Annotated in this window: 18 protein-coding genes; 9 read left to right on the forward strand and 9 right to left on the reverse strand. The window is 54.2% G+C overall.

Features of this window, described 5'->3' with window-relative positions:
- Positions 1-20 precede the first annotated feature (20 nt).
- The 3 genes from ACPUC7_RS19075 to ACPUC7_RS19085 form a co-directional block, all read right to left on the reverse strand.
- The gene (locus tag ACPUC7_RS19075; RefSeq protein WP_494924067.1) at positions 21-1,355 is read right to left on the reverse strand and encodes an MFS transporter; all 1,335 of its coding nucleotides are present in this window, start codon (positions 1,353-1,355) and stop codon (positions 21-23) included.
- 289 nt (positions 1,356-1,644) lie between these two features.
- On the reverse strand, positions 1,645-2,646 hold the full coding sequence (gene yhjD, locus ACPUC7_RS19080; RefSeq protein WP_494924068.1) for an inner membrane protein YhjD: 1,002 nt from the start codon (positions 2,644-2,646) through the stop codon (positions 1,645-1,647).
- Between the two features lie 45 nt (positions 2,647-2,691).
- Positions 2,692-3,591, reverse strand: a complete 900-nt coding sequence (locus tag ACPUC7_RS19085; protein WP_494924069.1) for a LysR family transcriptional regulator — start codon at positions 3,589-3,591, stop codon at positions 2,692-2,694.
- Positions 3,592-3,706: 115 nt separating this feature from the next.
- Between ACPUC7_RS19085 and ACPUC7_RS19090 the strand changes: the two genes are divergently transcribed.
- A complete protein-coding gene (locus tag ACPUC7_RS19090; RefSeq protein ID WP_343551726.1) occupies positions 3,707-4,465 on the forward strand; it encodes an SDR family NAD(P)-dependent oxidoreductase in 759 nt (252 codons plus the stop codon).
- A gap of 84 nt (positions 4,466-4,549) precedes the next feature.
- Here the strand turns inward: ACPUC7_RS19090 and ACPUC7_RS19095 are convergent, their stop codons facing one another.
- Positions 4,550-5,398: a PhzF family phenazine biosynthesis protein gene (locus tag ACPUC7_RS19095; RefSeq protein ID WP_494924070.1), complete on the reverse strand. Its 849-nt coding sequence runs from the start codon at positions 5,396-5,398 to the stop codon at positions 4,550-4,552.
- Between the two features lie 113 nt (positions 5,399-5,511).
- Here ACPUC7_RS19095 and ACPUC7_RS19100 point away from each other — a divergent pair, with 113 nt between their 5' ends.
- A complete protein-coding gene (locus tag ACPUC7_RS19100; protein WP_343551724.1) occupies positions 5,512-6,135 on the forward strand; it encodes a glutathione S-transferase family protein in 624 nt (207 codons plus the stop codon).
- Here the strand turns inward: ACPUC7_RS19100 and ACPUC7_RS19105 are convergent.
- A complete protein-coding gene (locus ACPUC7_RS19105) occupies positions 6,102-7,592 on the reverse strand; it encodes an aminotransferase-like domain-containing protein (protein ID WP_494924071.1) in 1,491 nt (496 codons plus the stop codon). The two genes, ACPUC7_RS19100 and ACPUC7_RS19105, sit on opposite strands and share 34 nt — an antisense overlap.
- A gap of 136 nt (positions 7,593-7,728) precedes the next feature.
- On the opposite strand from ACPUC7_RS19105, the gene ACPUC7_RS19110 reads away from it, so the two are divergent.
- Complete coding sequence (locus ACPUC7_RS19110) at positions 7,729-8,316, forward strand: LysE family translocator (RefSeq protein WP_343551722.1); 588 nt, start codon at positions 7,729-7,731, stop codon at positions 8,314-8,316.
- Between the two features lie 63 nt (positions 8,317-8,379).
- Here ACPUC7_RS19110 and ACPUC7_RS19115 read toward each other — a convergent pair whose 3' ends face one another.
- The 4 genes from ACPUC7_RS19115 to ACPUC7_RS19130 all read right to left on the reverse strand — a co-directional run bounded on the left by ACPUC7_RS19115 (position 8,380) and on the right by ACPUC7_RS19130 (position 11,766).
- A complete protein-coding gene (locus ACPUC7_RS19115; RefSeq protein WP_494924072.1) occupies positions 8,380-8,679 on the reverse strand; it encodes a hypothetical protein in 300 nt (99 codons plus the stop codon).
- Positions 8,680-8,710: 31 nt separating this feature from the next.
- Complete coding sequence (locus ACPUC7_RS19120; protein ID WP_494924073.1) at positions 8,711-9,148, reverse strand: DUF417 family protein; 438 nt, start codon at positions 9,146-9,148, stop codon at positions 8,711-8,713.
- Positions 9,149-9,382: 234 nt separating this feature from the next.
- Positions 9,383-10,993 carry a malate dehydrogenase (quinone) gene (gene mqo, locus ACPUC7_RS19125; RefSeq protein ID WP_494924074.1) on the reverse strand — a complete coding sequence of 537 codons (1,611 nt, stop codon included), beginning with the start codon at positions 10,991-10,993 and terminating at the stop codon, positions 9,383-9,385.
- A gap of 533 nt (positions 10,994-11,526) precedes the next feature.
- Entirely contained in the window at positions 11,527-11,766 is a 240-nt protein-coding gene (locus ACPUC7_RS19130) for a DUF1158 domain-containing protein (protein WP_343551718.1), read from the reverse strand.
- 284 nt (positions 11,767-12,050) lie between these two features.
- On the opposite strand from ACPUC7_RS19130, the gene mntP reads away from it, so the two are divergent.
- The 6 genes from mntP to ACPUC7_RS19160 all read left to right on the forward strand — a co-directional run bounded on the left by mntP (position 12,051) and on the right by ACPUC7_RS19160 (position 18,524).
- Positions 12,051-12,620, forward strand: coding sequence for a manganese efflux pump MntP (gene mntP, locus ACPUC7_RS19135; RefSeq protein WP_494924075.1), 570 nt, complete (start codon positions 12,051-12,053; stop codon positions 12,618-12,620).
- A gap of 156 nt (positions 12,621-12,776) precedes the next feature.
- Entirely contained in the window at positions 12,777-12,854 is a 78-nt protein-coding gene (azuC, locus tag ACPUC7_RS19140; RefSeq protein ID WP_494924153.1) for a stress response protein AzuC, read from the forward strand.
- 251 nt (positions 12,855-13,105) lie between these two features.
- Complete coding sequence (gene dgcN / locus ACPUC7_RS19145; RefSeq protein WP_494924076.1) at positions 13,106-14,113, forward strand: N-acetyltransferase DgcN; 1,008 nt, start codon at positions 13,106-13,108, stop codon at positions 14,111-14,113.
- 1 nt (position 14,114) lies between these two features.
- The gene (dgcA, locus tag ACPUC7_RS19150; RefSeq protein ID WP_494924077.1) at positions 14,115-15,080 is read left to right on the forward strand and encodes an N-acetyl-D-Glu racemase DgcA; all 966 of its coding nucleotides are present in this window, start codon (positions 14,115-14,117) and stop codon (positions 15,078-15,080) included.
- Positions 15,081-15,098: 18 nt separating this feature from the next.
- Complete coding sequence (locus tag ACPUC7_RS19155; RefSeq protein ID WP_494924078.1) at positions 15,099-16,961, forward strand: ABC transporter ATP-binding protein; 1,863 nt, start codon at positions 15,099-15,101, stop codon at positions 16,959-16,961.
- A gap of 21 nt (positions 16,962-16,982) precedes the next feature.
- A complete protein-coding gene (locus tag ACPUC7_RS19160; RefSeq protein ID WP_494924079.1) occupies positions 16,983-18,524 on the forward strand; it encodes a glutathione ABC transporter substrate-binding protein in 1,542 nt (513 codons plus the stop codon).
- Positions 18,525-18,570: the final 46 nt, after the last annotated feature.

Here is an 18,570-nt window from a genome sequence, read left to right on the forward strand (position 1 = left end):
CCTTTAGCGCATAATCAACATCACACCGCTTCATACAACGTCTGATGGCGTGTCTCTTTACAGGCAATCAGTGCAATCAGCGTCAGCACCGCCATCGAAGCCAGATAGAAGCCCACTGCCTGCAAACCGTAATTCGCGTTCAACCAGGTAGCGATATACGGCGCAACCGAAGCACCGAGAATCGACGACAGATTGTACGAGAACGATGCGCCGGTATAACGCACTTCAGTCGGGAACAGTTCCGGCAGCAGCGCGCCCATCGGGCCGAAGGTCAGGCCCATAATGCTCAAGCCGAGGATTAGGAAGCCCATCACCAGCACCTGTGAACCGGAACCCAGCAGCAGTGGGAACATCAGCGCAAAAGCAATAATCATCAACGTAATGGTGATCATGGTTCTGCGGCGACCAAAGCGGTCCGCCAGCAGGCCAGCAATCGGCACCATCACACCAAAACCAATCACCGCCACCATCAGCATCCACAGGAAGCTGTTACGTGAATAACCGAGTCCAACCGGTGCAGGCGCGGTGCCGTAGCTCATGGAATAAACGGTCATAATGTAGAACAGCGTATAGGTGGCGAGCATGATGAAGGTGCCAAGAATGGTCGCAGTCAAATGCTTGCTCAGCAGTGTGCCAATCGGCATGCGCACTTGCTTGTTCTCTTTCTGCACTTTGGCAAACACCGGGCTTTCATGCAGCGACACGCGCACATACAGGCCGATCAGCACCAGCACCGCAGAAAGGATAAACGGTACGCGCCAGCCCCAATTCATAAACTGCTCATCAGTCAGCAGCCAAGACAGCAACAGGAAGGTGCCGTTAGCGAAGAAGAAGCCAATCGGCGCGCCCAATTGTGGGAACGAACCGTACAGCGCGCGTTTTTTGGCTGGCGCATTTTCGGTTGCCAGCAGCGCCGCGCCGCCCCATTCGCCACCCAGGCCCAAACCTTGACCAAAACGAGCCAACGCCAGCAGCAGCGGAGCGGCAACGCCAATGGTTTGATAGCTCGGCAGCAGGCCGATCAGCACGGTGGATACGCCCATGGTTAGCAGCGATGCCACCAGAGTGGCTTTACGGCCGACGCGGTCACCAAAGTGGCCGAATACCGCAGAACCGATTGGACGCGCGACGAAAGCGATGGCGAAGGTGGCCAGCGATTGCAGCGTTGCGACAGTCGGATCGCCCTGCGGGAAGAAAATGTGCGGGAAGATAATCACCGCGGCGGTGGCATAGATATAGAAATCAAAGAATTCAATAGCGGTGCCGACAAGCGATGCCACAACCACTTTGCCGCGTGAATTCACCGGCGCGTCGTCGTGTTTTTTGTCGAGTGTTTCTGTGATGGAGGCTTGCATAAGTGTTTCTTAATTGTAAATGTAGACAGAGAATCTTACGCACCTGTATTGCGGCATTCAATGGCGAAAAACCGCGTCGCACCGGGCTTTTTCGGCGAAAAAGTGGATAATTTGTGAGTTGCTGCAATCGGCGGCGGATGGGAACGCGAAGCGTGCTTTTTTTGGCGGGAATCTCTGCAAAAGGGCCAAATAAAAGTGACCCTCCAGCGTTTCCTGCTGGTTTTTGCGGAAAAAATAGCCAGCAGGAAACATTTTTAGCTAGTTTGGCAATTGTAACAATCTGGTTGGATTATTTTGCCTGATGCGGCTGCGGCATCTCTTTATCGTCTTTGTATTTGGCGGTGGCAATCCACGCCGCGCAGAACAGCGTCAAGCGCGCAAAGAAATAGAAGAAAGCCATCAATCCCAGCACCGAACCAAACGCCGCGCCAGAAGGCGAGGTCGCCAGTTTCGGCAGCGTCAGCGTCATCACAAACTTGATCACCTCAAAGCCTATCGCCGCCAGCAGCGTGCCGCGGAACAGCGCTTTTTTGCGCGGTTTATGACGCGGGAGAATCCAGAAAATCCACAGGAACAACAGATAGTTGGCGAGGATGGAGATCGACAGCGCAATCACCGTCATCGCCGGACGCAGCCATTCAATATCGCCCAAGCCCAAGGCGTTGACGATCGCCGCCTGCGCGGCACCGGCAATTGACGTTAGCGACAGCGTAATCACCAGCGCCAGCATCAATCCCAGCAGCGACAACAAATCGCGCGCGTATTTCTTCCAGAATTTTTCCTTGTCATCCGGCGTGCGTTCCCACACATCGCGTGACTGGGCGCGCACCGCTTCACGCAGGTTGCCCATCCAGTTGATGCCGGAATAGAGCGCCAACAGCAAACCGGTCAACCCCACCGTGGCACGCTGTTGAATCGCAGTATTCACCGTGTTTTTTAAGGTGGTTGCCAGCGTCGGATCGCTGATACTGCTCACGATTTTGTTGATCAACTCACTCAACAGATCCTGATTCGACGCCAGCACAAAGCCGACCGCCGCAAAGGAGACCATCAAAATCGGTATCAGCGAAAGAAACGAGAAATAGGTGATGGCGGCACCAAACTGGCTACCGAGGCGATCGTTAAAGCGTTCCAGCGCGCGCATAAAGTGCGCCACCGCTGGAATCGCCTGAAACCAGGCCGCGAAGCGCGACACATGCTGGATCGAGCCATCCACGGTTTTATTGCCGGTTTTAATATCAATCAGCGGCTTAGGTTCAGCCGCCGTCTCTTTAATGTTTTTGTCCGTCATAGACGATAGTCATCCTGTTCACTGCGAAATTACAATTATAGTCTGCTAGGTTACATATTCCTGTAGGACCTGGCTGAGCCACTCCATAAACACCCGCACGCGCCGTGCCACGTTACGGCGATGCGGATACAGCAGCGAGATTGGCATCGGTTTAGCCGGGAAATGATGCAGCACTTCCACCAACTTGCCCGATTCCAGCAGCGGCTGGACGCCAATCGCCGGCACCTGAATAATCCCCAATCCGGCCATACAGGCCGCGCGATAAGTTTCGGTGCTGTTCACCGTCACCACGCCACCGGTTTGGATGTAATGGCACTGATTGCCATCGAAATACTCGAAGCCCAACGAAGGCTGCCCCAGTTGCTGGCTGTAATGCACCATTGCATGTTGCGACAGATCTTCCAGCCGCACCGGCATGCCGAAGCGGGCAAGGTAATCGGCGCTGGCGCAGTTGATCAAGGCATGTGATCCGATTTTTCGCGCGATCAGGCCGGAATCTTTCAGCTCACCCACGCGCACCACGCAGTCAAAGCCTTCACGAATCACATCAACCTGGCGATCGCTGCTGCTGAGCTCAATCTCCAAACCGGGATAATGCTGCAAAAACTCCGGCAGGCGCGGCAAGACAAAACCGGTTGCCATCGCCACCGACATATCGACGCGCAGCTTGCCGCTTAAGGTGCCGGGATCGTGTTGGAACAGGCTGTCCATATCATCCAGCATTGAGAGCAAATCGAGGCAACGATCGTAATAAACCAAGCCATCTTGCGTCAGATGCACGCGCCGCGTAGTGCGATGCAGCAAACGCGTACCCATTTGATTTTCCAGCGCCTGCAACTGACGCGATACGCTGCCTTTCGGTAAACCCAAACTTTCTGCCGCACGGGTAAAACTGCCCATTTCTGCCACCCGCACAAAAACCTGCATTGCGTGAATTTTATCCATGTTGTTCACCGATTGTTGTTGTTAGTGAAACAGTGCTGCGTATTCCTCTGCGTTTATAGATCAATTATTCGCGAATATCCTTAACTCGTGTTCAATTTTCCAACTGGAGCGAAACATGAGTCATAAAATTGCATTGATTACCGGCGGAAACCGCGGTTTAGGCAAGAATGGCGCGCTGAAACTGGCCGCTAAAGGCACCGATATCCTGTTTACCTATCGCGGTCATGCGGAAGAGGCGCAAGCAGTGATTAAAGAGATCGAAGCGCTGGGCGCACGTGCGGTGGCGCTTCAGCTGGATGTCGGCGATTCCAGCAGCTTCGAAAGTTTTGTGGCGCAGGTGAAAGAAGCGCTGCAAAAAACCTGGCAGCGTGACAATTTTGATTATTTAGTGAACAACGCTGGTCACGGTCACTACAAACCGTTTGCCGAAACCACCGAAGAAGAGTTCGACGCACTGGTGAATGTGCACTTCAAAGGGCCGTTCTTCCTGACGCAAAAACTGCTGCCGCTGATCATTGATGGTGGACGCATTCTGAATATCTCCAGCGGCTTAACGCGCATGACGCTGCCGGGTTCAGGCACTTACGCCTCAATCAAAGGTGCGATGGAAGTGTTAACGCGCTATCAGGCCAAAGAGTTGGGTGAGCGTCGTATTCGCGTCAACATTCTGGCGCCGGGCGCGATTGAAACTGACTTCGGCGGTGGGCGCGTGCGCGATACCAAAGATCTCAACGATCATATCGCCGCTGTCACCGCCCTGGGCCGCGTTGGTTTGCCGGATGATATTGGCGATGCGATCAGCGCGATTCTCAGCGATGAAAGTGGTTGGATCAACGCCCAACGCATCGAAGCGTCTGGCGGTCAGGCACTATAATGTTTTTGTAGGGTCGCCATTTATGGCGACCTGGCTAACGATGCATGTCTCCAGGTTGCCATAAATGGCAACCCTACATTTCATTTACAGCTGAATTGTCCCGTCAATCACCGTTACGGTTTGGCCGCCAATCCAAATCGCGTCATCGCTAAAACTCACTTGAATACGTCCTTCACGCTGAATAGCGCTGCCCTGACGGGCACGATAATTTTGTGTTTGTCCCTGCGCGGCGAAGTAACGTGCCAGACAAGCATTGGCGCTGCCGGTCACTGGATCTTCGGTCAAACTGCCGTTCTCAACCAGCAATGCGCGCACTTCGTACTGTTCGTGTTCACCCGCAGGCAATGCGCCAAAAATCATCGTGCCGTTTACGTCGGCATGTTTCTGTAAGCGCTGTAAATCGGCTGCTGAAGCCTGCACATCCAGCACCGCCTGCGCGCTACTCATTGGAATCAACAGCCAGCGAATCCCCATATCAACGATGGTGGGCGATTGGCTGAGATCGAAGGCTTCGCTGTTCAATGCGCTACTCATCAGCGCATCACTGAACGGCGTCAACGTCGCCGCCGGTGCTGCAAACGCCAGCGCACCGTCGTCGCTGATCTTCACATCAACCAAGCCGACGCCGCACTCCTGCACGATTTTGCCCGGCGTTTTCAGCGGCCAGCCGGCTTCAAGCAGCGCGTGCGCGGTGCCGAGCGTTGGATGTCCGGCAAATGGCAGCTCGCCTTCCACGGTGAAAATGCGCACGCGATAATCGGCGGCGCTATCTTGCGGCGGCAGCACGAAGGTGGTTTCCGACAGATTGGTCCAGCGCGCAATCGCCGCCAACTGCGCATCACTCAAGCCTTGCGCATCCATGATCACCGCCAGCGGATTACCTTTGAACGCTGCTGAGGTAAACACATCCACTTGTTTAAATGCGACCTTCATTGTCACTCCTTGCTAATTAGGATTGTCTGAAATCCGGATTTACATCCTGCTGATTGCGAAAGGCCAGCAACAGGGCTATGAATAGATTAAGAATTCTGGAATCGGAGTCCGCAATGTTAAAAGTGCTTGGCCGTACTTCTTCAATCAACGTGCGCAAAGTTCTGTGGCTGTGCGCTGAACTGGATATCGCCTACGAATTAGAGCCGTGGGGCGAAGATCCCCAATCGCTGCACTCGAAAGAATTTATGGCGCTCAATCCCAATGCGCTGGTCCCGGTGATTATCGAGGACGATTTTGTGCTGTGGGAATCCAACACCATTCTGCGTTATCTGGCGAACAGCAATGGCGGCGAATGGCTTTATCCCGAAAATCCGCGCGCCCGTGCGCCGGTCGATCAATGGATGGATTGGCAAGCCACCGAACTCAATACCTCATGGCGCTATGCGTTTATGTCGCTGGTGCGCAATTCGCCGGCGCATCAGGATCCGCGTTTGCTGGCTGCGGCGGTGAAAGGCTGGACGCACACCATGAACATTCTTAACCAGCATCTGGAAAAAACCGGGCGCTACGTCGCAGGCCGTAATTTCTCACTGGCGGATATTCCGGTGGGATTGGCGGTGAATCGCTGGTTTGAAACCCCGCTTGAGCATCCAAACTTCCCGGCAGTACAAACATATTACGAACGCCTGACCGAACGCGAGCCTTACACCACCTGGGGCCGCAACGGTAAACCTTGATCCTGTCCCGGCGCGAGGCCCGCTATTTCGCAGGCTAATGCGCCGGTGCGTTTCAATGCCCACGTATAACGTTCATCGAATGGATAGCAGCAGGAGAGGCGCAGCGCGTGGTTATAGCGCTCACTCATCGAGTAGAGCGCGCCCGGCGTGACGCAAATCTGCTCCTGCAACAGTCGATGAAACATCTCCACGGTATCCACTTTCCCCGGCAGTTCGACCCAAAACACAAAGCCGCCACGCGGCAGGGTAGCGCGCGTACCTTGTGGGAAATGACGTGCCAGCAAACCGCGTGCCGCATCCAGATTGCTGGCATAGCGGCGGCGCAGTGAGCGCAAGTGGTGATCGTAGCCGCCACTCGCCAGAAATTCGGCCAGCGTTTCGCTCAGCAAGCGCGATTCCGCCATCGATGACACCGCTTTAAGCCGCGCCACGTCTTCATGGAAACGCCCGGCGGCGGTCCAGCCAACACGAAAATCGGGTGCCACAGTTTTGGTAAAGCTGGTGCAGTAAATCACCCAACCATCGCTATCAAAGGCTTTTACCGGCGGCGAAAGCGGCCAGTCGAACTGCAATTCGTCGTACAAACCATCTTCAATTAATGGAATGTGGTAAGTATTCACTAACTTCGCCAGCCGCTTCTTACTCTCTAACGGCATCACATAACCCAGCGGATTTTGCGCGCTAGGCATGGCGATCAGCGCCTGAATGCGTTTTTCCTGCAACAGCATTTCCAGCGCATCCAGCGACAAGCCGTGTTGCGGATCGGTCGGAATTTCCAGCGCTTTTAGCCCCAATGATGCCAGCATTGGGAACAGGAAGAAGTAAGTTGGCGATTCTAAACCCACGCAATCGCCGGGTTTGGTCACCGCGCGCAGCGCCAGTTGTAACGCTTCGAGGCAACCGTGCGTCAGGGTGATCTCATTCGGCGGTAGGCTAATGCCGTTGTGCAAGCTACGGCGCGCAATCTCCTCCCGTAAGCGCTCACTACCGGGCGGAAGCGCGTAGCGACCGATGATGTCAGGATTCTGCCGCAGAATTGACGCAGTAATACGCGCCAAACGCGCCGCCGGATAAAATGTGGCATCTTGCGGGCAAGCCAGCGAGATATTGGTGTAATCGGGATTATTCTGCGCGGCAAATACTTGCTCGATCAGCTCGCGCTTTTGCGTGCTGGGATCGTTGATTTTGGCCGCAAGCGGTTTCACCTGGCGCGTGACCGCCGGCAGCACGCCACGCACGTAGTAACCGGATTGCGGGCGCGACTCAATCAGGCCGCGATCTTCCAGCACTTGCCAGGCATTCAGCACCGTATTAATGCTGACCTGATGCGATTGCGCCACGCGACGAATCGCCGGCAGCCGCTTACCGGGCTTTAATGTGCCTTGATGGATCGACTCGGCAAAGCTATCGACCAACTGCTGATACAGCGTTTGACCGGATGAAAGTGGAAGGGACACAAAAGCCTCCGCGCGCGATGGGTACAATCAGAAATTAAGACAACTGTAACCATTACAATAGTAGTTTTGTGTCTCTGTTTCCATTGCGATGTGCGCATTAGCATAGAGTCATTATTGGTTCATCAGGAAACGCATCATGCTCGATCCCTCATTCTTCAGCTACGTCACCGTTATGTCGATCACGCCTGGCCCGAACAACCTGCTGCTGGCGACATCCGGCGTGAACTTTGGTTTTAAACGCACACTGCCGATGCTGTTTGGCATCTTAGTGGGTTGTGCGGTGCAGATGTTGCTGGCGAGCGTGGCGCTGGATGCGTTACTGCATTGGATGGGGGCGATTCGCTTGCCGCTGACCATCGTCGGGTGCAGCTATTTGCTGTGGCTGTCGTGGAAGATTTTCCGCGCCGGTGCGCCGCAACTGCGTGAACGCCCGCGCCCAATGACGCTGGTGGGGGGCATTCTGTTCCAGGCGGTCAACCCAAAAGCGTGGTTGATGGTCACCAACGTGGCGCTGATGTACGCCAACAGCAATGGCGTTATCACCGTGTTGCTCGGCTTTGCCGCCTTGAACCTGCCGTGCATTTTGATTTGGGCCGCGCTCGGCGATCGCTTGCGCAACCATCTGCAAATCGCGTGGAAACGCCAGGCGTTTAATAGCTTGATGGCGCTGTCGCTGGTGGCGACCACCGGCTGGATGTTGTATGACGCGGTGTTATTAAGCTAATAGGGAATAACCCACGTTGCTCTATATTAAGTGGCAACGTGGGGCGCAGCTTAAATAGAATGATTAAAGCCGTTGCAAAACAATCCCAGCTTGTTTACCCATCATTGTCAGCATTAACGCGGCTAATTCTTTATCTCCAGCATGGATTTTATGGAACAGTTTCTCAACCACGCTAATTGTCAAAAAATCAGCATTGGCTGGGAATTGTCCGTTAAATACCATTCCGCGTGAAACAAAGTCCCAACTGGCAGTCGTTTCTGTCTCCACAATGACTTCATCAACTCTCTCGACTAATGCATTAATATAGCGCGGGATTTTTTTCTTAATATAAGCTTGGTCGATTTCGGAAAGTTTTGGTTCCATCGTCATGCTCACTGTTTTAATGATGAAGGTTTTATTCTTGATGCCAGCGAATCAAATCTTGTTTAAGCAAGGTTAAGCCGATCGCCACCACCATAATATCTTTAAGGATAAAACTGTCGATCGTGCCTAACTGTGGCAACAAACTTAACGTCACCAAGCCTGTTAGGATGATCATCGCAGCACCCGCAGTGCCCGCCATCGGGTTTTTGAATCCCAGTAGCAGAAGCACCACGGTGGTTAATTCGACTACGCCGAGAAAATAGCTGGTGCCATGCAGTCCCAGCACCTGATTAAAGATATTGAGCCAGGTGGCGGTGATAATTGGCGTCAAGGCTTGCACTTCAAATTCAAACCATTTCGCAATACCAAAAAACAGAAAAATAACAATCAGAGATAAACGCAGGGCAATAATGTCTTTTTTATTGAGGAACTTAATGGCGCAAGATAAATAACTGTATTTAGCTGTCATCGCAATGACCTCATTATTTATTAGGAAATATTTGATGCTGATAAATACGATGGCATCAATTCGCCTAACCAAGAGTACGCGAAGCCAGTTAAATCATTTTTATACGGAATTAGCATTCAATTAACAAAATCACAAAATATAATCAATGATGTGATTAATAATCGGCTGATAAAGAAGGGAACTAAGTGATGAGTTGGGTCGCCAATAATGGCGACCCGGATTGGAATTACGTTTTTACTTTCCCACCACGTGCGCCGTTTCGCGCGCTTCATCGTTGGCGGCATCTGGCGTAATCACTGGCTCATAGTCGAGCTGCAACACGCGACTGGTATCGGCCAACACTTTTTCGGTCAGTGCGACGTCGCCATTCAGCTTACGGCCCCACGATGGGATCACCATGCGGATTTTGGTTTGCCATTCTGGTGAACGCATCTGCTCTGGGAAGGCTTTAGCCATCAGTTCGAGCATAATCGGTGCGGCAGTCGATGCGCCCGGTGATGCGCCCAGCAGCGCGGAAATGGTGCCATCTTCCGAGGTCACCACTTCGGTGCCCAGACGCAGTACGCCGCCTTCTTTAGCGTCGTTTTTGATGATCTGCACACGCTGGCCCGCGGTGACTAAACGCCAATCTTCTTGCTGCGCCTGCGGAACATAGGCGCGCAACGCTTCCATACGGTCGTCATCACTTTGCAGCACCTGATCAACCAGATATTTCACCAGGTCAAAACTCTTCAGGCCAACTTGCACCATTGGCTTCAGGTTGCTGCCATTCATCGCGCCGAACATATCCAGCAGCGAACCTTGCTTGAGGAATTTGGTGGAGAAGGTGGCGAACGGGCCAAACAGCAGCACTTGTTTACCATCCAGCACGCGGGTATCAACGTGTGGCACCGACATCGGCGGCGCGCCCACGCTGGCTTTGCCATACACCTTCGCCATGTGCTGCTGTACGATTTCTGGATTTTCCGTCACCAGGAATGAACCGCCAACCGGGAAACCGGCGTAGCCTTTCACTTCTGGAATGCCGGATTTTTGCAGCAATGGCAACGCCGCGCCGCCGGCACCAATAAACAGCTGGCGTGTGGTCAGCTGGCGATTTTCACCGCTGGCCAGATTGTGTAACGTGACCTGCCAACGACCATCGTTCAGGCGTTTGATATCACGCACTTCCTGACGCAGACGCAGGCGGAAATTGGCTTTCTTCTCTAATGAGGCGATCAGCTGACGCGTCACTTCACCGAAGTTCACGTCGGTGCCCATTTCGGTCCAGGTGGCGGCGACTTTCTGTTTGCTGTCACGACCATTCATCACCAGCGGAATCCACTGGGTGATTTGCTGGCGATCTTCGGAATAGTTCATGCCGCGGAACAGCGTACTTTTCTGCAATGCCTGGAAACGCTTGCGCAGGAATTCAACGTTATCGTCGCCCCAGACGAAACTCATGTGCGGCGTACTGTGGATAAAGCTTTTAGGATTGCGCAGGTTGCCTTTCTGAACGTGATAAGCCCAGAACTGGCGAGAAATCTGGAACGATTCGTTAATCGCTACCGCTTTGGCGATATCGATGCTGCCGTCCGCTTTTTGCGGCGTGTAGTTGAGCTCAGCCAGCGCGGCGTGACCGGTTCCGGCATTGTTCCAGCCATTAGAGGATTCCACCGCCACTTCATCGAGGCGTTCAACCATCTCAATTGACCAGTCCGGCTCAAGATCTTGCAGCCATGCGCCCAGGGTCGCACTCATCACGCCTGCGCCAATCAGCAGTACGTCGACGTCTTTTCGTTCCTGAAGGTTTGCGCTTTCCTTGCCAGCGGCGGCCAGCGCCAGATTTACCGCAGTAGTACTCATGAGGCGACATCTCCTCTCTCTGTTGACCTGAAGCTCAACAGGTTCGCAGGCGAAATAGCCGCGCTTCTTTCGAGCGCGTGGCGCTATCTCTCAAAGGTTAAGACTCAGGTATAAGTCATGGGGACGATAACGGTTAACTGCACGTTATGCATATGCATCCGAATATAACATTCTCGTATCGGAATTAAACGTTTGTTTATTTTTTAAAGGCGGAAATGATTCAGCATAAGAATTAATCAGCTCAACCTTGCTGCCATAAGGGATTTTTATCTCTTAATCAGACGCTTATGGTAATGCAGTTGTTGCGAGATTGTGAGTGATATGGCTGGTTAATAATTGAGCTAGTGAGCTGTGTCACAAAATAATATAATGATATTAAAGGTTTTTATCAAAATTGATAATTGATGCGGATTTTATGTTGCCTGATATTTCACCCGTTTGTGTAAAACTAATGTTACATTTTTGTGGTTAAGAATTTGGCCGAGACGCGGCGTGCCCTTCAGAGGAAAAATGCATCACCGCATGGAAGAGGATTAGCGCGAGCGGCGACGCCAGAGAAAGCGAATAACGAAGAATTCAATCGCGCCCAGCAGCAAAAACCACAAACTGAAGACAATGGTATACAGCTGATTAACATCCATCAGATGCAGACTTTCTTGCAGTTTTTTGGCCAGCTCGATACCAAATGAGGGCGCAGGCAGCAGCAGGGCAGAAAGAAAGCCCAGCAGCAGGATGCCGCCTGGAATGATCAGCGTTTCAAACGGATTATTCATTATCAAATTTCCTATCAGTAAGCGCGGGCATTAGCGCATAAAACGCCGCTGCGGTGCAATCCCCGTACCAGACCAGTCTCAGAAAATTCTTCTATTCCATTCACTTAGCGTCGAAAATAGCGGAAGTTAAGAGTTATAGCCTTTGCTATACTTAAATCCCTGATTTTACTGTCTTTTTTTTGGCGATTTTGCGTGTTAGACTGCGCGCACTTTTTCATTACTGAACAATAAATGCGGAGAAGTAGCAGCTTAACCGCCTGTTCCGCAGCATTGATTGAAAACCCATGACTTTTATTGCAACCCTGATTCTGGCCTTTGGTATGTCGATGGACGCTTTCGCCGCCGCACTGGGCAAAGGCGCGTCACTGCATCGCCCAGGCATAAAAGAAGCGCTGCGTACTGGCCTGATTTTTGGTGTCATCGAAATGCTGACGCCATTGATTGGTTGGGCGATTGGCCTCGCCGCCAGCCGCTACATTATGGCGTGGGATCATTGGGTGGCTTTCGGTCTGTTAACCGTGCTGGGCGTGCGTATGGTGATGGAAGGTTTCCGTCAAACCGCAGATGAGCCGTGTGAAGCGCCGCAGCGTCACGGTTTTATGGTGCTGGCATTAACCGCTGTGGCGACCAGCCTTGATGCGCTGGCCGTCGGTGTCGGCCTGGCTTTCTTGCAGGTCAATATCATTCTCACCGCGGTGACCATCGGTGCCGCCACCACCATTATGGCGACCACCGGCGTATTGGTTGGACGTTTCATCGGCCCGGTAATGGGCAAATGGGCCGAAGTGCTGGGCGGCGTGGTGTTAATCAGCATCGGCTGCACCATTCTCAGCGAGCATTTAGGCTGGTTTTAATTTGTAGGGTCGCCATTTATGGTGACCACATTTAACTCGTGCACCCATCCCCAAACCTCCCCATTTTGTGATCTACTTCAAAAATAATTGCGGTAAAAACGCACATTCGTTATACTTTTTGCGTATTTCTTCAACAATTTTTGAACCAGGTGCCTTATGAAACGCTTTTTCCGCTACGTGTTCCGTTCTTATGTTGAAACCTTCAAACACGTACCGCCAGGCGCGATGAATTAATTCAACGCCACAGAATACCCTCGATAATCGCGGTCAAGGATCGACCGGTGGTTATCAACCATTTTCTTATCCCTCCCGCCTCAAATGTGACAAAAATCCCCCTAACCGCTTGATTTATCTCTCCAGCCATCACTTTTCGATCTGACTATAGCCTGCGGTTATACCCTATAACCAAACAAGCATTCGTCACCCTTTCTGCTGCGTGAAATAGTCGATTCAGGCCCTATAACTTGTCTGAAACGAGAAACATCATGCTGATCCCACAACCCTATTTACTCTTTCTTGGCGACGTAACCGATCCACTGGCAGCGAAAACCGCGCGCGGTATTCAGGTCTGGCGACCAGAGCAGTGCGTCGGCGAAATCAAATTGCCGGGCTGCACCGTGAGCCTGGGTTTAGATGAACTCGACATTGCCGCCGCCAAAGCGCGCGGTGCCAAAACCTTGGTACTCGGCACCGCCAATGCCGGTGGCTATCTACCAACCCATTGGCTCGATACGGTAAAAAGCGCCATTGCGGCGGGTATGAACGTTGCCAGCGGTTTGCACCATCGCTTGGTCGATGAGCCAGAGCTGGTGGCATTAGCCAAAGAGTTTGGCGTTGAGCTGTTCGACCTGCGCCACATGCGTCCAAAACTCAACGTCGGCAGCGGTAAAAAGCGCGAAGGTAAGCGTGTACTTACTGTCGGTACCGACTGCTCAGTGGGCAAGATGTACACCTCGCTGGCGCTGGAAGCAGCGATGCGTGAACGCGGCATGAAAGCCGATTTCCGTGCCACCGGCCAAACCGGCATTTTGGTGGCAGGCGAAGGTATTGCGATTGATGCGGTGATTGCCGACTTCATTGCCGGTGCTGCTGAAGCGTTGTCGCCAGCTAACGATGCCGATCATTGGGATATCGTTGAGGGCCAGGGTTCGCTGTTCCATCCTTCCTATGCCGGCGTCAGCATGGGCCTGATTCACGGTGCGCAACCACATTGGCTGGTGGTGTGCCACGAAATGGGCCGTCCACATATGCGCCACTTGCCGCATCAACCAATGGTCAGCCTGAAAGATTGCGTCGAAGCCAACCTGCGCGCCGCACATGTCACCAGCGATAACGTGCAGCTGGCCGGTTTCGCCATCAACACCTCGAATTACAGCGAAGACGAAGCACGCGCTTACTGCGCCGAAATCAGCGCTGAATTCGGTGTGCCTGCCACCGATCCAGTGCGTTTCGGCATTGCTGATATCGCCGCTTTGTTGCAGGAGCGCGGCTAATATGCGGCGCATGCAGATTGAAGTGCTGGAGCTGCCGCTGGCGCGTCCGTTTGCCATTTCGCGTGGCACGCGCACCGCGGTGACGGTGATTCGTGTCACGCTGGAGCAAAACGGTTTTATTGGTCGCGGCGAATGCACACCCACGCCGCGTTACGATGAAACGCCGGAAAGCGTCAACGCCGAACTGGAAGCGCTGCGCGCCGACATCGAAGCGGGTTTGAGCCGTCTCGATCTGCAAAGCCGTTTGTCTGCCGGTTCAGCGCGTAATGCGCTGGACTGCGCGCTGTGGCGTCTTGATGCCGCGCTGGCTAAGCAAACCATTTGGCAGCAAAGCCAGCGTGTGGCGCCGGAATCGGTGATCACTGCCGAAACGCTCAGCCTTGATTCCATCGAAAACATGGCCGCCGCCGCTGCCGACGCAGTATCACGCGGTGCCATCCTGCTGAAAATCAAGCTCAATCGCGACGAGATTCTGGAGAAAGTCGCCGCGATCCGCGCCGCCGCACCGCGCGCCACCTTGATCATTGATGCCAATGAAGCCTGGTCGGGCGTGGATTTGCCGAGCCTGCTTAACGCGCTGGTCAGTTACAACATCGCCATGGTCGAGCAGCCATTGCCTGCCGGACAGGATCAGGAGTTGCAGCGTTTTGCCCATCCGATTCCGGTGTGCGCCGATGAAAGCTGCCACACGCGTGAGGATATCGCGCAGCTGCGTAATCGCTACGAGATGATCAACATCAAGCTGGATAAATGCGGCGGTTTAACCGAGGCGCTGGCGATGGTGATCGATGCGCAAAAGCTCGATATGCGTTTGATGGTGGGCTGCATGCTCGGTTCTTCGCTGGCGATGGAAGCCGCGCTGCCCGTGGCGATTGCCGCCGAACATGTCGATCTCGATGGCCCGATTTGGTTGGCCGCCGATAGCTCGCCCTTCCTTTCTTACGCTCAAGGCCGAATCTGGCTGTAACCCGCACGCGGAGCAACGATGACGGACACTTTACTTACACCCAACGCCGCCAGCGTTGCCGGTTCAGCGCCGGTGCTCGCGATTCAGGATCTTAGCGTCAGTTTTCGTGGCCGCAGCGGCGAAAATCAGGCGTTAAAAGGCATCAGTTTCTCGATTAATCAGGGCGAAATCGTCGCGGTGGTCGGTGAAAGTGGCTCAGGAAAATCGGTTACTTCATTGGCGGTGATGGGCTTGCTGGCCGCATCTGGCCGCATCGATCGCGGCACTATGCAGTTCCGCGATCGTCAGGGCAGCACGCATCAATTGGCGAACCTGAATGAAAATCAGCGCCGTGCCCTGCGTGGACGTGAAATGGCGATGATTTTCCAGGAGCCGATGACCTCGCTCAATCCGGTATTGCGCGTCGGCGATCAGCTCACTGAAGCGCTACGTGATCACCAAATTTGCGACAAAAATCAGGCCGAGGCGCGGGCGCGCGAGTTGTTGCGTCAGGTACGTATCGCCGATGTTGATCGGGTGATGAAAAGCTACCCGCATTCTCTTTCCGGCGGCATGCGCCAGCGCGTCATGATTGCTCAGGCGCTGGCCTGCGATCCACAGTTATTAATCGCCGACGAACCGACCACCGCGCTGGATGTCACGGTGCAGGCGCGCATTCTACATATCCTGCGTGACCTGCAACGTGAGAAGCAGATGGCGGTGCTGTTCATCACCCACGACATGGGCGTGGTGGCGGAAATTGCCGATCGCGTGGTGGTGATGCTGCGCGGCGAAGTGGTTGAGCAGGGCACGGTAAACGAGATTTTCAACGCGCCGCAGCATGCCTATACCAAAGCATTACTGGCGGCGGTGCCGAAACTTGGCGACATGCGTGAACGCGCATGGCCGCAGCGTTTTCCGCTGCTGGGCAGCCAAACCAGCCACGACAGCGAACAGCGCACCGCGCGTTACGACGAAACGCCGCTGCTGGATGTGCGCGGCCTGAAAGTCTATTACCCGGTGCGCAGCGGCATCTTCTCGGCGCTGACGCATCAAGTCCACGCGGTGGAGCAGATCGATTTCAGCCTGTGGCCGGGCGAAACGCTGGCGATTGTTGGCGAAAGCGGCTGCGGAAAATCCACCACTGGCCGTGCGTTGATGCGGCTGATCAAAAGCCAGGCCGACAGCATTCATTTCCAGGGCAGCGAAATCGCCAATTTAAAAGAGGCCGAGTTCCAGCCGCTGCGTCGTGAAATCCAGATGGTGTTTCAGGATCCGTACGCCTCGCTCAATCCGCGTCTCACCGTTGGTTTCACCATTGCCGAGCCGCTGCTGCTGCACGGCATGGTCAAGTCGCTGGAAGAAGCTTCGCCGCAGGTTGACGCATTGCTGAAAAGCGTTGGATTACTGCCAGAGCATGCGCAGCGCTATCCGCACGAATTCTCTGGCGGCCAGCGTCAGCGCATCGCCATTGCGCGCGCCATGGCGCTGAAACCCAAAGTGATTATCGCCGATGAAGCGGTTTCTGCGCTCGATGTGTCGATTCAGGCGCAGGTGGTCAACCTGATGATGGATCTGCAACAGCAAACTGGCGTTGCATGGATTTTCATCTCCCATGACATGGCAGTGGTTGAGCGCATCGCCAATCGCGTAGCGGTGATGTATCTCGGCCAAATCGTCGAGCTGGGGCCGCGCCAGTCGGTGTTCAACCAGCCGCAACATCCGTATACCCAACGTCTGCTGGCCTCGGTGCCGGTAGCCGATCCTCAGAACCGTCAACCCCGCATCTTCGAAGAGGGCGAGATTCCTTCGCCGCTGCGCAAGGTGGGAGAAACGGTCGTTAAACCGCGTTATCGCCAGGTTGCTCCGCAACACTGGGTCGCTGATTTTGTTTCGCGCTAACCCTCAATACCAGGAGATTTCATGAACCCGATTTTTCGCCGTACTGCGCTTGCGCTGGGATTGACCCTTTCGTTGGCCGCCGCCGCTCAGGCGCAGGATCTGCGCATTTCGATGTATGCCGATATCACCGGCCTCGATCCGCACGATACTTCAGATAACGTCAGCTATTCGGTGCAGAGCGGCATCTTTGAGCGTCTGTTCCAGTTCGATGCGCAGATGAAGTTGCAGCCGTGGCTAGCAACCAGCTACACCAGCAACGACAGCGCCACTGAATTCACCTTAACGCTGCGCAAAGGTGTGACGTTCCAGGACGGCACGCCATTCGATGCCAACGCGGTGAAAGCCAACCTTGATCGCCTCGCCGATCAGAAAAAAGGCCTCAAGCGCAACAGCCTTTACAAGATGATTGAGAAGGTGACGGTGCTGGCACCGGATCAGGTGAAAATCGAGTTGAACCAATCGTTTGGTGCTTTTATCAACACGCTGGCGCATCCGTCGGCGGTGATGTGGAGCCCGGCAATTCTGGCGCAATATCCTGATGAAGCGCAGTTGCGCCTGCATCCGGTCGGCACCGGCCCGTTCAAGTTTGTATCCTGGCAGCCAGGCAAAGCGGTCAGCTTGACCAAATATGACGGCTACTGGCAGCAAGGGTGGCCGAAGGTGGATAACGTCACCTTCTCGCCAAGCCCGGAAGATGCCACGCGCGTTGCCGCGCTGAAATCGGGTCAGGTGGATGCGATCTGGCCGTTGCCGTCGGATCTGATCGCCACGGTGCAGAGCGACAGCAAATTAGCGATCCAGCGCGATCCGAGTATTTATCTCTATTACATGGCGATCAACACCCAGCACAAACCGCTGAATGATGTGCGCGTGCGTCAGGCGATCAACTACGCCATCGATCGCGATCTGTGGCTGAAAGTGGCGTTTGCCGGCATGGGCAAACCGGCGTCTTCGGCGATGCCAGAAGGCGTGCAGTTCTACCAGAAGCAAAGTGCGCCGAACTATCACTACGCGCCGGATCAAGCCAAAGCGTTGCTGAAAGAAGCTGGTTACCCGAACGGCCTCGACCTGAAATTGTGGGTGACTAATGCCACCGCCAGCGTCCGTGCGGCGCAGGTGCTGAAAGCACAATTGGCGACCGTCGGCATTCGCGCCACCGTTACGCCAATGGATTCCGGCACGCGTAATGCCAAATTGTGGGGCGTAAAAGACCCGAAAGAGGCGGAATTCGATCTCTATTACGGTGGCTGGTCAACCTCAACCGGTGATGCCGATTGGGCGCTGCGCCCGCTGTACGCCACCGAATCCTGGGTGCCGACGTCGTATAACGTGTCGTACTTCAGCAATGCCGATGCCGACAAAGCCATCGCCGGAGGTTTAGCCACCGCCGATCCGGCCAAGCGCGGTGCAGCTTATGCCGACGCGCAGAAAGTGTTGTGGCAAGAGGCGCCAGTAGCGTTCCTCGGCACGCCAGACAATCTGGTCGGCAAACGCAGCACCTTAAGCGGCGTGTCGATGCTGCCAGATGGCAACTTCTTGTTTAATCAGGCGTCGTTTAAGTAAGGGTTGGCGGTCGCCATGAATGGCGACCCTACGTTGTAGGGTGCGC

Source organism: Pantoea sp. CFCC18179, from assembly GCF_059412405.1.

Excerpts from the sequence above, each read along its gene's own strand:
- ACPUC7_RS19075 (WP_494924067.1), bottom strand. The coding sequence starts at position 1,355 with ATGCAAGCCTCCATCACAGAAACACTCGACAAAAAACACGACGACGCG.
- yhjD (WP_494924068.1), bottom strand. The coding sequence starts at position 2,646 with ATGACGGACAAAAACATTAAAGAGACGGCGGCTGAACCTAAGCCGCTG.
- ACPUC7_RS19085 (WP_494924069.1), bottom strand. The coding sequence starts at position 3,591 with ATGGATAAAATTCACGCAATGCAGGTTTTTGTGCGGGTGGCAGAAATG.
- ACPUC7_RS19090 (WP_343551726.1), top strand. The coding sequence starts at position 3,707 with ATGAGTCATAAAATTGCATTGATTACCGGCGGAAACCGCGGTTTAGGC.
- ACPUC7_RS19095 (WP_494924070.1), bottom strand. The coding sequence starts at position 5,398 with ATGAAGGTCGCATTTAAACAAGTGGATGTGTTTACCTCAGCAGCGTTC.
- ACPUC7_RS19100 (WP_343551724.1), top strand. The coding sequence starts at position 5,512 with ATGTTAAAAGTGCTTGGCCGTACTTCTTCAATCAACGTGCGCAAAGTT.
- ACPUC7_RS19110 (WP_343551722.1), top strand. The coding sequence starts at position 7,729 with ATGCTCGATCCCTCATTCTTCAGCTACGTCACCGTTATGTCGATCACG.
- ACPUC7_RS19115 (WP_494924072.1), bottom strand. The coding sequence starts at position 8,679 with ATGGAACCAAAACTTTCCGAAATCGACCAAGCTTATATTAAGAAAAAA.
- ACPUC7_RS19120 (WP_494924073.1), bottom strand. The coding sequence starts at position 9,148 with ATGACAGCTAAATACAGTTATTTATCTTGCGCCATTAAGTTCCTCAAT.
- mqo (WP_494924074.1), bottom strand. The coding sequence starts at position 10,993 with ATGAGTACTACTGCGGTAAATCTGGCGCTGGCCGCCGCTGGCAAGGAA.
- ACPUC7_RS19130 (WP_343551718.1), bottom strand. The coding sequence starts at position 11,766 with ATGAATAATCCGTTTGAAACGCTGATCATTCCAGGCGGCATCCTGCTG.
- mntP (WP_494924075.1), top strand. The coding sequence starts at position 12,051 with ATGACTTTTATTGCAACCCTGATTCTGGCCTTTGGTATGTCGATGGAC.
- azuC (WP_494924153.1), top strand. The coding sequence starts at position 12,777 with ATGAAACGCTTTTTCCGCTACGTGTTCCGTTCTTATGTTGAAACCTTC.
- dgcN (WP_494924076.1), top strand. The coding sequence starts at position 13,106 with ATGCTGATCCCACAACCCTATTTACTCTTTCTTGGCGACGTAACCGAT.
- dgcA (WP_494924077.1), top strand. The coding sequence starts at position 14,115 with ATGCGGCGCATGCAGATTGAAGTGCTGGAGCTGCCGCTGGCGCGTCCG.
- ACPUC7_RS19155 (WP_494924078.1), top strand. The coding sequence starts at position 15,099 with ATGACGGACACTTTACTTACACCCAACGCCGCCAGCGTTGCCGGTTCA.
- ACPUC7_RS19160 (WP_494924079.1), top strand. The coding sequence starts at position 16,983 with ATGAACCCGATTTTTCGCCGTACTGCGCTTGCGCTGGGATTGACCCTT.